This is a genomic window from Caballeronia sp. TF1N1 (assembly GCF_022878925.1).
Lineage (GTDB): Bacteria > Pseudomonadota > Gammaproteobacteria > Burkholderiales > Burkholderiaceae > Caballeronia.
Map to the genome: position 1 here is coordinate 639,188 of NZ_CP084628.1, position 14,849 is coordinate 654,036.

The window sequence follows — 14,849 nt, forward strand, 5'->3', positions numbered from 1 at the left end:
TGAGACTTTCATGAGAATTAAAGCCATTCTGTTCGCAGCGGTCTGCTGCCTGTCTTCCTCCGTCTTTGCAGCGAGCAGCGTCACGCTATACGGCGTGCTCGACGAAGGCCTCGACTACACGAGCAACGTCGGCGGAAATCACGCCTATGAATTGACGAGCGGTTATGCGTCGGGCAGCCGCTGGGGCTTGCGCGGGGTCGAAGATCTCGGCGGCGCGACTCAGGCCGTGTATCAACTGGAAAGCGGTTTGAACCTGAGCAACGGCGCGGCGGGTCAGGGTGGCCGCATGTTCGGCCGTCAGGCTTTCGTGGGCGTGCAGAACGAACGCTTCGGTTCGGTGACGCTTGGGCGTCAGTACGATTCCGTCGTCGATTACCTTGCGCCGACCACCGCCAACGGCAACTTCGCGGGCTATCTGTTCGCGCATCCGTTCGACAACGACAACACGGACAACTCGTTTCGCGTGAACAACGCGGTGAAGTATGCGAGTCCGTCTTTCGGCGGCTTCAAGTTCGGCGGCTTGTATGGCTTCAGCAACAGCACGGGTTTCACGGACAACCGCTTGTATAGCGTCGGCGCTTCGTATGCGAATGGCGGCTTGCTGGCCGGCGCGGCATATATGCGCGCGGACGGCGTCGGCGCGGGTGGCATCGGCGCCATCGCGGCCAACGATGCGAGCTTCGTCGCGCGACGCATGCAGGTCTACGGCGCGGGCGTGAACTACTCGTTCGGCCCCGCAACGGCAGGCTTCGCCTATACGAATTCGAGTTATCGCGATCCGTCGACCAATGGCTATATAGGCGGCACGCTCGTGGCAGCAGGCAACACGCTCAACGCCGTCAAGTATCAGAACTTCGAAGTGAACGGCAAGTACCAGTTCACGCCGGCGTTCTTCATCGGCGCGCAGTATGTGTATTCCATCGAGACGTACGACGCGGCTTCAGGCACGGTCAAGCCGAAGATTCACTCGTTCGGCTTGATGGCGGATTACTTCCTGTCCAAGCGCACGGACGTCTATGTGCAAGGCGCATATCAGAAAATCCACGGGCCTTCGACGGATTCGGTGCTGGACAACGCGTATATTCCGGGCGCGCAGCAAGTGTCGTCGAATTCGAATCAGTTCGTCGCGCGAGTGGCTTTGCGGCACGCGTTCTGATCTAGCTGACATTGAGTTCGTGGTGCGGAAGGCCGGACGCTCGTTCGGCCTTTTTCTTGGGCGTGAAACTCAACTCCCGATCACCACCGAAATCTCCCCCAACGGCGCCTTCGAGCCATTCGGCACGACTGCCCTGAGCGGGAACCCGAGCGTTCCCCTGAACGTGACGAAGCGGCTCATCTGAAAACGCACACCGCCGCCGATGCTCGCAAGCGATGCATTGTTGACCTCGCCCGCTTCGGGGATGCGGTTCCACACGTGCCCTGCATCGAAAAACACAAACGGCTGCATCGCCGCGAAGCCGAACGTGATGGCCGGCGAGCGCAACTCCGTCTGCACGTTCCAGCCGCGATCGCCTTGCGCCGCGTACGGGTCGTAGCCGCGCACGGTCGAGTCGCCGCCAATCCCGAGTTCCTCGCTCGGCAAAAGCGTGTTGTTGGTCCACTGCACGAGCCCGCGCGCAGATACCGAAAAGCCCGTCGCACCCAGCGGCGTATCGCGTTGCGCGGACAGTTGCAGATACTGATAGCGCGGTTTCGCGCCGAGACGCGCGGTATCGAAGGCGTCGCTGTTGTTGCTGCCGTCGAGATAGCCGGGGCTCGCGTAGAGCGATGCATTCAGATGCGTGTCGCCGGATGCGTCGCTCTTCGTCAAATCGTAGGCAAGCACGAACTGATGGACGTGCGTATTGGCATTGAACACCTGAAATCCGCCGAATTCGAGGTCGTTGTTCGAGCGCTTGAAGTCGTAGCCGAGTTGCAGTTGCTGCTGCCACGCACCCGCCTTTTCGAGCGGCGGAAGGCGCCAGTCGTAGCGAAAACTGAGCTGCGCGCTCGTCCCCGTCTGTCCGTAACTGTCCGGCAAGCGTGGCGTACTTTGCGCATACACCCCGAACAGTTCGATACGGTCGAGCCACGGCAGCGGCGCAATCAGGTTGAACGAATGCGCGATGAAGCGCGCCCGGTTAGGCCGCCCTTCGATATCCGGATTACCCGAAATGAGGTCGTTGCTCGCCGTCGCCTGATAGCCGATGCGCGCATCCGTGCCGAACAGATTGCCATAGTCGAAACCCGCAAGCAGGCGGTCGCGGCCCAGGTCCGGCACGCCGTCGTTGTTGTAGCCGCCATAGACGCGCAACGGCAGCCGGTCCTCGGTCTGCAGGACGACATCGGTGGTATTCGCGGCGGCGCCCGGCGCATAGATCACGTCGACACGGCGATACGGGTTCGAATTCAGGAGCGCGAGGCCCGCGGCGACATCGGCTTCGCGGATCGGCTCGCCGGTGGGCAGAGGCATCTCGCGGGCGAGGAGTGCATCGGAGAAATAGCGATTGCCTTGAGGGAGCACGCGCCCCGCGCGAAACTCGGCAATCGCAATGCGCACCACGCCGTCGCTCACGTCCTGCTCGGGCACGTAGACATCGACGAGCGGCAGGCCCGCCTCGCGATAACGCTGCACGACGGCGCGGCGAATTTCGGCCAGACGCGCGAAGGTGAGAGGATGGGCGAGATCGGCCGCGAAGGTATCGAGGAAGTTGGAATCGAGCAGCGGCGCGCCACTGGCCGTGATCGCAGCGCTCTGCGTGCCTTGCGTGCTGGCGGAACCGGCCGCGCCGTCCGAGCGCACGAAAGCGATGCCGCGTAAATCCGCGATCGCTACGGCCTGCGACGCATCGCCGGATTCGGCGGGCGGCTGCGGTGCACGCGGACGCTCGGCGGCGGGCGGGACAATCGGCGCGACGTCTTTATATGATTGCGCGTGCGCTGCATCGGTATAAGCGGCGGCATAAACAGCGGCATGAGCGGCGGCAATGCAGCACGCGAGCCGCGTGAACCGCACGCTCCCCTTCGATGCCCGCGTCATGCGCTACCGGCGCGCCGATGCGCGGGCCAACCACGGCGAATATCGAACGTCTGTCGCAAAGGCGCTCCTCGTCTCAATGTCCGCATTGTCACGCGGCGGCCTGACATCGTACTCGCTAATGGCCTGACCGTGAGCGCGCGAGGCGAAGCTCGAAAGCGCCACGATGTCGGTGTCGATCACGAATTGGTCGCACACGTGCTCAGGCGCCGTTCCGGTTTCAGGTAGCATCGGGTGCGAACGCACCTCGACCAAGGGCCGTTCCGAACGCAAACGAGTGTCATGACAAAAATAGCAGACGAAACGCCGCAGTTTTCCGATCAGACACAGAGCGAGACAACGCCGGAGTCCTCATCCATCGCACGGACCGGACCGCTCACCGAAGCCAAGCTCTTCGGCCGTCAGACACCGCCTTCGGGCGGCGACCCGCTTCCGCCGCCACCGCCCGGCGGCGCGGGCAGCAGTTATCGCGCGCTCGCGGGCCTGTTGTGCGGCTATGCGCTGCTCGTCGCGGGAAACGGACTCTTCCAGACGCTGATACCGCTGCGCATCCTGCAGGCGGGGTATCCGACGCTCGTGATCGGCCTCATTCAGTCGTGCTATTACCTGGGCTTCATTCTCGGCGCGGTGGTGAACCGGCGGCTCATCGACCGGATCGGGCAGCATCGGACATTCGTGGCTTTTTCAGCGGCCGCGTCGATTCTCGCGCTGGCGTTCGGCGCGAGCGAGTCGCCGTGGCTCCTCGCGCTCGTGCGTATTCTGACGGGCGTCGCGTTCATGGGGCTTTATACGTCCATCGAGAGCTGGCTCAACGGCACGGTGGAGAACGAGCGGCGCGGCCAGGTCTTCGGCTCGTATGCAGCCATCAACTATCTCGCGGTCGGCACCGGGCAGTTCTTGCTGAATGTCGGCGCGGGCACGGGTGCGCAGCAATTCTCCATCGCCGCCGCGCTGTTCGCCGCCGCCGTGCTGCCCGTGACCTTGCTGGAAGGCTGGCCCGTCAAGGTCGCCGATGAAAACCTCGACCGCGTGCCCGCCCGAACCTGGCGCGAGAGCCTGCGCGAGATGATGGCCGCGACGCCGCTCGCGGTTCCGGGCTGCATTCTCGCGGGCTTTCTCTACAGCGCGTTCTATTCGATGACGCCGGTCTATCTTCAACGCTCCGGCTTTTCGACGAGCGAACTCGCGACCTTCATGGGCGTGGCGCTAATCGGCGCACTCCTGCCGCAATGGCCGATGGGCCGTCTCTCCGACAAAGTGGACAGACGGCGTCTCGTGTTCTACACGGCATCGATTTCGGCGACCTTGAGCTTCGTGCTGCTGTGCTTCGATTTTCGCGCGGTGGTGTGGTGCGGCACGCTGGCGTATGTCGCGGTGACGTTCACGCAATACGGGCTCATCGTTTCGCACGTGCATGACAGAACGGAGGCGCATTTGCGCGTCGCAATCTCGGCGACCTTGCTCGTGCTGTTCTCACTCGGCGGCATGACCGGTCCGGCGCTGGCTTCGCTATTGATGACCGTCTTTGGTCCGCGCGGACTCTTTCTCTTCAACGGGCTGTCGTGCGTGTTGCTCGCGCTCTGCGCACGTCGGGCCCTTCATGCCGGTTCCGGCAGCGTCGCCGCGAGAACGGCTGGCTGACCCAAGCACTCAATGAGCGCGCCGGATCGCCGCCGAAAAGTCTTCGTCGATCAGCGCGCCTTCCGGCCGCACGATGAGACTGCGCCGCTTGAGTTCATCGAACGTCGAGGTGTTGTCGAGCAGGCCCATGCGATAGGTGTAGTCGTCGGCGTGGCCGCTTAGCAGCACCTTCCAGCTATAACGAAGATGCGGCGCGACCGTTCGCGCGTGATGCAGGATATTGCTCGTGCAGTTGTTGAAGAGCGTGTGATAGAACTCGGGGCGTTCGTTCAGGTCGTTCACGCGTCGCATGTAGTCTTTGAACAGCGCGCGCACGGTGGCGGCCGTGACCTGCGCGCGATACAGCGACACGCGTTCGCGCCGTATATCGGTACGCACGCCGATCAGATCGCGCTCGTCGGCCACGACATAGATCAGATCGTAATGCTTGAAGAAGCCGCGCCACGTCGAATAATGCTGCCCTTGCCGACGGCGCGTTTCGATTGAGATGGAGAGATAACGGCCATCGTCGAAACCGAAGCTGACGAACACATGTGCAATGGATTCATGCGTCCAGCGCGACACCACGAGATCGACCGTCTGTAGTCGCGAGATGTCATAGATGGCGTCGAAATAGGCGGGCGTGGCTTCGTCCCGCGTTCGGTAGACAAAGTTGCGGACATTGCGAATACGCACTTGGTCGCCGCACCACATGGCGGACGCGGTCCGTGCATATTCCTCCACCCAAGGCGCGCTCTTTTCCGTGCCGGATTTCACGGTCGGACTCCATGAAAGGCTCGTGAACAACTGCCACTGTACCGCGAGACTTCGTGCGACTCGAAGCGCGGAACGATTCATGCGAAAGCGCCGGTATGCCCGAATATCCGCATGAACGCGCCGGTCTGAAAACAAGGATTGCGATGCCCGCTTACAATTGCTTCATCAGCCAGGATGCGCCGCCCGGAGTAGAAATGACCGGCCGTGCCGCATCGACATGCAGAAAAAAATCCGGCTCAAAGACCGGCGTGCGAACCGTAAATCGTCTTCGACCATCGTGTCAGGGCCGCACGAAGCCCGCGACCCGATCGTCGTCTTAATGCGTCTGCTGCCTGGAAGCTTGCGGCCATTGGACAAACCGGCGCGCCTTTGCGCCGCCGAAACGCCTTCTCGAGACAATGACGGACAACTCCTCCACCGCACACAGCAGTGAGTTCAATGCGCCCGATGCATCGGCGTATGCCGAATGCGCGCGCGAGCCCATTCACGTTCCCGGCGGCATCCAGCCGCACGGTCTTCTTTTGAGCATCGACGCACAAGGCGCGATCTTGCAAGTGAGTGGCAATGTCGCGCAACTCACGTCGATCGCGCCCGAGCGTTGCCTCGGCGAGCCGCTGTCGTTCGTCATCGGCGATGAAGCCAGCCGCCGCGCCGTCGCCGAATTGGGAAGGCTTACGCGCGATGGCGCGACGATCCACACGGGCAATGTCGTCATCGATCATTGGAGCCAAAGCGGCCCGTTCGCGCTCGTCGTGCATCGGCATGAAGGCTTGCTTTTCGTTGAACTGGAACCCGCGCAACATACCGCCGAAGTGTTTTCGAGCATGTATCCGCTCGTGCGCTCCTTCGTCACCGAAGTGCAGTCCATGCGCACGGTCGAGCAGCTTTGCCAGTTCGCGGCGACGGAGATTGCGCGCATTACCGGTTTCGGGCGCACGCTCGTCTATCAATTCGACGATGCCGGCAACGGCCACGTGCTCGCCGAAGCCATCGAGCCGGGCTATCAGTCATACCTGAACCAGTATTTCCCCGCGTCCGATATTCCCGCCCAGGCGCGCGAACTCTACAAGCGCAATCGCATCCGCCTGATTTCGAACGCCGATTACGAAGCCGCGCCGCTCGTGCCCGCGCTGCATCCGCAGACTGGCCGGCCGACCGATCTCACCTACGCGTCCTTGCGCAGCGTTTCGCCCGTGCATCTGCAATATATGCGCAACATGGGCACGCTTGCCTCGATGTCGATGTCCATCGTCGTCGACGACACGCTCTGGGGATTGATCTCCTGTCATCACGCGACGCCGCGCCTGCCGCCCTTCGAAGTACGCACGGCTTGCGAGCATGTCGCGCAGATCGTCTCGCTGCAGATCGAGGCGCGTGAAACACAAAACGAAGCGCATTACCGGCTCGAACTGCGCCGCATGCTTTCGAAGCTGCTTTCGTCGATGGCCAATACCGACAGCTTCGTCGAAGCCCTGGTCAACGACTCGAACGACCTGCTCGGCTTGACGCGGGCATCGGGCGCGGCGGTGATCTTCGAGGGGCGCACGTCGCTCATCGGCGTGACGCCGAGCGAGCACGACGTGACAGCGCTTGTCGACTGGCTCGATCAGCAAAGCGAGGACGTGGTGCTGTCGGATCGCGCATCGGCGGATTGTCCCGTGCTGCCAGATTCGCCGAATGTCGCGGGTTTTCTCGCGGTATCGATCTCGAAGATCTATCGCAATTACGTGATCTGGTTTCGCCGCGAGGTGGTGCAGACCATCGAATGGGCAGGCGATCCGCGCGCGAAGCTAACGGGGCTTTCTTCTTCGCTCTCGCCGCGCGTGAGCTTCGAAACGTGGACCGACGAGGTGCGCAATCGCTCCTTGCCGTGGCGCACCGCCGAGCGCGAGATTGCGCTGGAGTTCCGCGCGGCCGTGCTCGGCATCGTGCTGCGGCGTGCGGAAGAGATCGCGCAACTGGCGACCGAACTCGGCCGCGCAAATCACGAACTGGAAGGCTTTTCGTACACGGTGTCGCACGATCTGCGAGCGCCGTTGCGGCATATCGTGGGCTTTGCGGATCTGCTCAAGCAGATGGACGGCCAGAAACTGTCGGAGCGTGGGCGCGGCTATCTGGAGCGTATCGTGACATCGGCACGCTTCGGCGGGCGTCTCGTCGACGACCTGCTTTCCTTCGCGCAACTCGGCCGCGCGGCGTTGCGGCCGCATAAGGTCGATATGCATGCGCTCGTGCATACGGTCATCCAGACCGACATCGACGAGGAAACGTCAGCGCGTGTGCACTGGAAGGTGGATGCGCTGCCGCCCACCGAAGCGGATCACGTCTTTTTGCATGTGGCGTTGAACAACATCATCGCCAATGCGGTCAAGTTCAGCGGCGCGCGCGAGCAACCGGTCATCGAAATCGGCTCGCGGGAAGGCACGGGCGAACTCGCGGGCTACACGGTGTACTTCGTGCGCGACAACGGCGTGGGCTTCGACATGCGCTACGTGGACAAGCTCTTCGGCGTGTTCCAGCGGCTGCACGTCGATGAAAAATTCGATGGCACGGGAATCGGGCTTGCGAACGTGCGGCGGATCATCGAGCGTCATGGGGGCAAGGTCTGGGGCGAAGGCCAGCCGGATCACGGCGCGACGTTCTTCATTGCGTTGCCTAAGCAGTATCGGCCGGAAAGCGGCGTGCGGCGCGATACGGCGGCTTCGGCGCTGGCGCGGCTGGCAGCGGGAACGGGCGGCGCGGCGCAGGATTTCGAACAGCTCGTCAAGCGCTCGGAAGAGAAGAAATAAGCGCTTCGTTATTTGAGCAAAAAGGGGCTGCGATCATGAGATCGCAGCCCCTTTTTTATCGCGTGATGCTAGGGCAACAACGAAGCACGCACGCTTAGAAGCGGTGACGCAAGCCGACCGCCGCCGCCACCTGATTCTGTGTCGTCGAAGGCGACAGCGTGTTGATCATCGCGACATTGGCGCCTGCATTGCCAAGCTCGCCCGAAGCATGCTGATACACGCCTTCGACGTACACATCCGTGCGACGCGAGAGCGAGTAATCCGCCTTGAGCGACACCGTATGCCACTTCGGATCGCCCGAGCCGTTTGCGCCGTCGATCTTGCCGTCGGTGTACGCGTAGGACGCGTCGAGATCGAGAGCTGGCGTCAACGCATAGCGGCCGTTCAGTTCGAAGTTGTTCATATGCAGGTTCGTGCCGCCCGGCAACGCGAACGTGGAGCCGCCTTGCGACGCCGCGATCAGGTTGTCGTAATGCGTATTCGTCCACACGAAGCCGACGGTCGCCGGGCCATAAGCGTAATTCAAGCCTGCGCCGAAGGTGCGTTGCTGATCCGCGGTCAGATTGTTGTTGCTGCCTTGACCCGCCGCTACCGCGCCGCCCGTATTGCCCGTGCGCGAGTTATTGATTTGCAGGTAAGACGCCGCAAAGTTCAACGGACCCGTGCTGTACGAAGCACCCGCGCTCCATGCGCGGTTGTTCGAGAACTGGCCGGCGTCATTGCTAAAGCCATACAAGCCGCCGAACTTGAAGCCGCCATAGTTGGCGCTTTGATACTTCACTGCATTCTTGATCGAGAACGAGTTGTCGAGGTTGTCGTTATCGAACGGATGCGCCGTCAGGTTATTGCCATAGCCGCCGCCCGGCTCCGACAAGGGCGCGAGATAATCGACCATGGAGTCGTATTGGCGACCGAGCGTGATCGTGCCGTACTGGTCATGTTGCAAGCCGACATACGCCTGACGACTGAACATGGAGTTGCTTTCGCTATAGCTGCCGTTGTTGAGGTTGAAGCCGCTTTCCAACTTGAAAAGCGCGCGCATTCCGCCACCCAGATCTTCAGACCCGCGCAAACCGAAATACGTGTCCGATACCGAACCACTGCCTTGCTGCCAGTTACTGTGTCCCGCGGAGTTGTTGGTGTAGACGAGGCCCGCGTCGAGCGTGCCGTACAAGGTGACGCTGCTTTGCGCCTGAGCCGTGGCGGCGAATGTGCCAAGAACGCCTGCGATGAGAAGAGTTTTTTTCATGGTTCTCTAAGTGCCCTGCTAAGTGTTCATGTTCAAGACCAGGCTTCTTCAAGATCAGGCTACCGCGCAAGCAGAAGCTCGCTCCTCAAGAAACTTGAGGGACACTATATGTGAGCACTTCGCTTATTCCGCTGCGGTCGCCAGGAAACAATATTTTGCTAAAACCGCACTAAGCTAAGTGGACGCTTCATATCCCTTTAAGCTCAGACGCTTAGGTCTCTTGGCGAGTAATACAGACGAGGTTTCGTGTTGTGCATGAACGACGGCATTCCGCCGATCCACGCAAGAGCCATTTGCGAGACATGCGGTTTGTTGTTGGCGATCGGGTTGTTACGCTTCGTCATGTCCTAAAGAACTCCGAATTGCAGTCCAGGGACAGGGGCGACTTCGCGAGAGGAAGCCGCCCTTTTACGCTTTGATTGCGCTTGATTGTCAAGCGTCGCTTAACGCGCTTTCATGACTTAAGGCCCTTAAGCCGCGCGCTTGGGAAATGCTAAGAAAACGCTAAAGAAAACTTAAGAAGCGCGCTTGACGAATTGCGCGACGAACGTGCGCGTCGAGTCATCGGCGAAGCGGACGGCAACGCTTTCACCGCTCATCATTTCCACGGTGCCCACGCCATAGCGACGCACGCGAACACGATCGCCCGCTTCGAAAGTCTTTAGTTTGCCCAGCGGCTTCGACGCTTCATCGACGCGTGCGTGCTCACGTTCTTCACGCGCGCTTATGCTGATCTCCGGCGGATGCAGGCAATTATCGCAAGCGCCGCATGTCTTGCCGCCAAGCTCGTCCTCCGGCGATCGATAATTCATCTCCGCCTGACGCAGAAGCTCATGCGACTTTGCATCGTCGATATCGGCAGCGAAATAGTCGAGCACGATGCGCCAGCGGCATTGCGCGCTCTGCACGTACGTGATCATTCGTTCAAGCACCGCGCGGTCACGCTCCGCTCTCGCGGTGTACGCGCCCGCTGCTTGATCGAGATGCGCGAAGGCCGCGCCATCGTCGATGAGTTTCATGCCGCCGCGCTGCGTGCGCCGCGTCATGCCGAGTTCGTTCAACAATGTTGCCGCCACGCGCAATTTGTTCGCACCGATATTCGGCATCGCTTCCTGCAAGCGTTCAAGCGGCTTCTGCAGCGTGTGACCAGCGTCTTCCTTGGCGAGCTTGCATACGGTTTCGGCCACGAGTCGAATAGTCTCCGCACTCGGATAGCGGCCACCGAGAAAGAACTGCTGAACCTGCTTGTCCTTCATCTCGAAGAGCAGAATGCAATCCGCAGGTTCGCCATCACGGCCCGCGCGGCCTGCTTCCTGATAGTACGCATCGAGGCTGCCGGGCATCTGCGCATGCAGCACGAAGCGAATGTCCGGCTTGTCGATCCCCATGCCGAATGCATTGGTCGCCACCATCACGCGCACGCGATCTTCCATGAAAGCGTCCTGCGCTTCCGAACGTACACTCGCCGCGAGCTTGCCGTGATAACGCTCGGCCTCCACGCCGGCATCGACGAGCGCGGCATGCAGCGCCTCGCACTCGGCCACCGTCGAGCAATACACAATGCCGCTGCCTTGCATTGCGCTCACGCGTTCGATTGCACGCGCGCGTTTTTCCTCGGGATTCGTCAACTGCTCGACGGAGAAATGCAGGTTCTCGCGATACACGCCCGTATGAATCACGTTTGCATGGCGCATTTGCAATTCGCGCACGATGTCCGTGACGACCGCGGGCGTCGCGGTTGCCGTCAGCGCGAGCACGGGCGGTCGGCCCAGCGTCTTGACCGCATGAATGAGTTCGACGTACGCGGGACGGAAGTCGTGTCCCCACTGCGAGATGCAATGCGCTTCGTCGATCACCACGAGCGGAACTTCGGGCATGCCATCGGCAAGAAGTGTTGCGTTGAACTCGGCATCGACGAGACGCTCGGGCGTGACGAACAGTATGCGAACCGCATGATCGGCGATGGCCTGCATGGCTTCGCGCGCTTCGCTTGCCTTGAGCGTGCTATTCAGAACCCTCGTCGCCACGCCCGCTTCCGCGAGCTTGGCAGCCTGATCGCGCATCAACGAAATGAGCGGCGATACCACGATTGTCATGCCTTCGAATTGCAGCGCCGGCAGTTGATAGCAAAGCGATTTGCCGGCGCCTGTCGGCATGACGGCGAGCGTATCGGCGCCGTCGAGCACGCTTCGAATGACCTCTTCCTGACCCGGCCGCAGGTGCGGAAATCCGAATACCTTGAGTAGTGCCTTTTCCAGTTCGGCGTCGAGCGGTCGCGACGAACGGCTCTTGCGTGTGCGGCTATCGTTCATGAGTCGAAGATGGCGAGGGCTTAGTCTTTCCAGTCTTTTCTTTTCGAATCGGCCTTGCCAGAGCCACTGCTCTTGGCGTTCTTCTGTTTCACGCGTTCCTCTTCGGTACGCGCGAGCGTCGTGGGATCGGTGCCTGCCTTGCCTGCGGCGCCCGCGCCGCCTGCGGTGCCAGCCGACTTGCCGGATGCGCCAGTGCCCGATTGCGTGTTGCCCGGCACGGTGCTCTCTTCAGCATGCGCCGCGATGGAGCCGATGAGTCCGGTCAACGCAACGGCGCAGCACAGGATGGAAGACGCTGTCTTTTTCATTGTCGATACCTCGATGGAGGCTAGCGCGTACGCAGGAGTTGCCGCGCTGCCTTCGAACAGCATCAAAGCAATCAGCAGACCCAGCACCGCTTGCTTGAAGAAAGCGCCAAGGCAATGAAGAAATTTCCCGTTGATTCTCCCGTGCTTTGCATGCGTTCCACGCCTCGAACGGTCGTTCGGAGAAAGAATGAGGGAAAACCCGCTCGATGCCAAAAGGTGCGGAAACGAGACCAGATAAGCCTCACCGCAAGCTGGTTTTCAATTGGAAACAATTTCGAAGAAGGTAAAGCGAACCTTCGGAACGTCAATTGCTCAGATCTTTACTTTACGAATTGAGCAGGAAAAGGACTATGAAGAAAGGCATCGATGCCGCCATCCCCGAGTTTCGACAGCGCCGAACCGCGCAACTCGCAGAAAGCGAACTCAGACATCTGGAATTGATTCTCGCAAGCTATGCCGGGCCGCCCGACGTGGCGCCGGGACGCTTTCCGACCGGATATTGGGACAAACGCATCGCCCAGCTCGATGCCGACTACGATCTCGTCCCGTCGCAGTGCCATCGCGTCGCCTCGCTGCAACGCAAGCTTGCTCTTTTGGATAACGCGCTCGACTCCGCGTACCCCGAGTCGCATGAGGACGCTCAGAACCGGCGCGCAGCCGCCTGAGTTTGGTCCGTTCTAGGCCCACCGACTACTTTGCTCGCCGGATGGCCATACGCGCCACATCCGCCGCGAGATCCGCGCAAAGCTCGGCCCACTTGCCGAGCAGCGATGAATCGTTAGTCAGGAAGTACGGCGAGCCGGCCCAGACCGGGCCGTTTTCATCGTCGTAAGCCACTTCGAAGATTCGCAGGTCTTCGTCATCGCCTTTGCCCATTGCGACGAGTTCGGCAAACGAGTGAACGTGTTTTAGCGCGACATCGTAGATGCCGATGCCGCGCAAGACCGCCATCACCGTCTTGCCGATTCGCCATGCCGCTTCGCGGCTGTCCGCCATGACGAAGGCCACGCCTTCTGCCGGCGTTTCAAGTGTGATCCGGAAAAGCCGGGTCCTGCATTCGTTGCTGAGTTGGGTATTCATGGTCCGCAAGCTGGCGCGCCGCTTTGGCTCTACTCCAATCGAAGAAAGAGCCGCCGCGAGGCACGCGTGTGTCGTGGACGCGATCGGCGCCTGAGGCACTGTCGCGTGTTTGTCGACCCCTTAGAGCCCCACAATAAGCCGTTGTTCCCGAGTGAAAGCCATTCGTCTGCGCGTAGTGTGCACCACGCGCCGGGGGACCGCGTGAAGCGGTTTGTAATTGCGCCGGTGCGCGTCGTGGAAGCATCTAGAATGAGGAACGATCCATCCCGCGTGCCCACCGAAAAAGGCGCCATCCATGACCGATCATCCCCACGCAGCCGACACACAGCGCCAGTTGCAAACCTGCATCTCGGTACGCGACATCGGCAGCTTCTTCGTCGGCGGCGAGATGCTCACGCTAAGCGGCATGCCGCATCGCGACCGCGTCAGCACGAACCAGGGCGCGGTGCATCCTGTCGATCAGAATGGCGAGATCATCGCGGGACAGATGTACGTGCAATACATCAGGCTCGAGCGTCCCACCGGACGATGGCCGCTCTTGCTCTGGCATGGCGGCGGCATGAGCGGCGTCAACTGGGAGACCACGCCCGACGGCCGTCCCGGCTGGCAGATGTTCTTCCTGCGCTCGGGTCTGGATGTGTATGTCTCCGATGCGGTCGAACGCGGACGCGCGTCGTGGGCGCCGTATCCCGAGGTATATGCCGAAGCGCCCTACTTTCGCACGGCGCGCGAGGCGTGGGAAGAAACCTTCCGCTTCGGCCCGGCGGGCTCGTGGCATCCGGATGAAGCGGCAAGACGCTCGCACGAAGGCGTGCGCTTTCCTGTCGGGCGGATGGAAACCTTCATGCATCAGTTCGTGCCGCGCTGGGCGACCAACAATGCCCGCACGCAACATGCTTATGACGCGCTCATCGCGAGCCTCGACACCAGCATCATCCTCACGCATAGTCAGGGCGGCAACTTCGGGCTGACGGCCGCGCTCAATGCGCCGGAACGCGTGAAGGCGGTGATCTCGCTGGAGCCATCCGGCGCGCCGTCCCCTGACGATCACGACGCCGCTCTTCTGCGCGATGTGCCGCATCTCTTCCTTTGGGGCGACTATCTCGATCAGCATTCGTTTTGGGTCGATTCGGTGCCGAACGTCCGGCACTGGCATGACGCGCTGGCCGCGGCGGGCACGGATGTCGAATGGATCGATCTGCCCGCGCGCGGCATTACCGGCAACTCTCACGCGCTCATGGCCGACGACAACAGCGACGCCATCGCTGCGATTGTGCTCGAATGGCTGCGCAAGCACAGCCTCGCGGCCTGAGCATATGCGTCCTTACGATCCCGTTATGCCGTTCGCCGAATTCGCATGCCCCATGATCGCCGCGATATTGCCGATGGCCGGCTGCACATAAACGGGCGGCGGTGCATCGAGCGGCAGCGGCGCGGGGCCGGAGTACATTGCGTGCGGGTAGACCGGCAGCGGCGGCGCGCTCTGCGCATTGGAAGCCACGGGAAACACGGGCCCGCCCACGATACCCACGCCAATGAACGGATGTGCCTCTGCCGCCGTCATGCAAGCGGCGCTCAAGGCCAGTGCCAGCGTGATGTTTTTGATCGTCTTCATGTTCGTCTCCTGTTGTTTCCGGTTCGTCGATGAAGCCATTCTGCGAGCCGAAAATGAGAGAAGAATGAGGACGTAGTGCAAGT

Annotated in this window: 12 protein-coding genes; 5 read left to right on the forward strand and 7 right to left on the reverse strand. The window is 61.4% G+C overall.

Annotated features, from left to right (window positions below; all coding sequences use genetic code 11):
- Positions 1 to 10 precede the first annotated feature (10 nt).
- Complete coding sequence (locus tag LDZ28_RS23650; RefSeq protein ID WP_244829815.1) at positions 11 to 1,156, forward strand: porin; 1,146 nt, start codon at positions 11 to 13, stop codon at positions 1,154 to 1,156.
- A 69-nt stretch (positions 1,157 to 1,225) separates the two neighbouring features.
- On the opposite strand, the gene LDZ28_RS23655 is transcribed toward LDZ28_RS23650, so the two are convergent.
- A complete protein-coding gene (locus LDZ28_RS23655) occupies positions 1,226 to 3,019 on the reverse strand; it encodes a ShlB/FhaC/HecB family hemolysin secretion/activation protein (protein WP_244829816.1) in 1,794 nt (597 codons plus the stop codon).
- 279 nt (positions 3,020 to 3,298) lie between these two features.
- Between LDZ28_RS23655 and LDZ28_RS23660 the strand changes: the two genes are divergently transcribed.
- Positions 3,299 to 4,657, forward strand: a complete 1,359-nt coding sequence (locus tag LDZ28_RS23660; RefSeq protein WP_244829817.1) for an MFS transporter — start codon at positions 3,299 to 3,301, stop codon at positions 4,655 to 4,657.
- Positions 4,658 to 4,666: 9 nt separating this feature from the next.
- Here LDZ28_RS23660 and LDZ28_RS23665 read toward each other — a convergent pair whose 3' ends face one another.
- Entirely contained in the window at positions 4,667 to 5,413 is a 747-nt protein-coding gene (locus LDZ28_RS23665; protein ID WP_244829818.1) for a DUF4105 domain-containing protein, read from the reverse strand.
- Between the two features lie 398 nt (positions 5,414 to 5,811).
- Here LDZ28_RS23665 and LDZ28_RS23670 point away from each other — a divergent pair, with 398 nt between their 5' ends.
- Entirely contained in the window at positions 5,812 to 8,202 is a 2,391-nt protein-coding gene (locus LDZ28_RS23670; RefSeq protein ID WP_244829819.1) for an ATP-binding protein, read from the forward strand.
- Positions 8,203 to 8,296: 94 nt separating this feature from the next.
- Here the strand turns inward: LDZ28_RS23670 and LDZ28_RS23675 are convergent, their stop codons facing one another.
- From LDZ28_RS23675 to LDZ28_RS23685, 3 genes are all read right to left on the reverse strand, one after another.
- The gene (locus LDZ28_RS23675) at positions 8,297 to 9,451 is read right to left on the reverse strand and encodes a porin (RefSeq protein ID WP_244829820.1); all 1,155 of its coding nucleotides are present in this window, start codon (positions 9,449 to 9,451) and stop codon (positions 8,297 to 8,299) included.
- 515 nt (positions 9,452 to 9,966) lie between these two features.
- Positions 9,967 to 11,763 (reverse strand): ATP-dependent DNA helicase RecQ, encoded by a 1,797-nt coding sequence (locus tag LDZ28_RS23680; protein WP_244829821.1) that lies wholly within the window; start codon positions 11,761 to 11,763, stop codon positions 9,967 to 9,969.
- 20 nt (positions 11,764 to 11,783) lie between these two features.
- Positions 11,784 to 12,071 (reverse strand): hypothetical protein, encoded by a 288-nt coding sequence (locus LDZ28_RS23685; RefSeq protein ID WP_244829822.1) that lies wholly within the window; start codon positions 12,069 to 12,071, stop codon positions 11,784 to 11,786.
- A gap of 350 nt (positions 12,072 to 12,421) precedes the next feature.
- Between LDZ28_RS23685 and LDZ28_RS23690 the strand changes: the two genes are divergently transcribed.
- Positions 12,422 to 12,736, forward strand: coding sequence for a hypothetical protein (locus LDZ28_RS23690; protein WP_244829823.1), 315 nt, complete (start codon positions 12,422 to 12,424; stop codon positions 12,734 to 12,736).
- Positions 12,737 to 12,761: 25 nt separating this feature from the next.
- On the opposite strand, the gene LDZ28_RS23695 is transcribed toward LDZ28_RS23690, so the two are convergent.
- On the reverse strand, positions 12,762 to 13,151 hold the full coding sequence (locus LDZ28_RS23695; RefSeq protein ID WP_244829824.1) for a hypothetical protein: 390 nt from the start codon (positions 13,149 to 13,151) through the stop codon (positions 12,762 to 12,764).
- 295 nt (positions 13,152 to 13,446) lie between these two features.
- On the opposite strand from LDZ28_RS23695, the gene LDZ28_RS23700 reads away from it, so the two are divergent.
- Positions 13,447 to 14,463, forward strand: coding sequence for an alpha/beta fold hydrolase (locus LDZ28_RS23700; RefSeq protein WP_244829825.1), 1,017 nt, complete (start codon positions 13,447 to 13,449; stop codon positions 14,461 to 14,463).
- 12 nt (positions 14,464 to 14,475) lie between these two features.
- On the opposite strand, the gene LDZ28_RS23705 is transcribed toward LDZ28_RS23700, so the two are convergent.
- Entirely contained in the window at positions 14,476 to 14,766 is a 291-nt protein-coding gene (locus tag LDZ28_RS23705) for a hypothetical protein (RefSeq protein ID WP_244829826.1), read from the reverse strand.
- Positions 14,767 to 14,849: the final 83 nt, after the last annotated feature.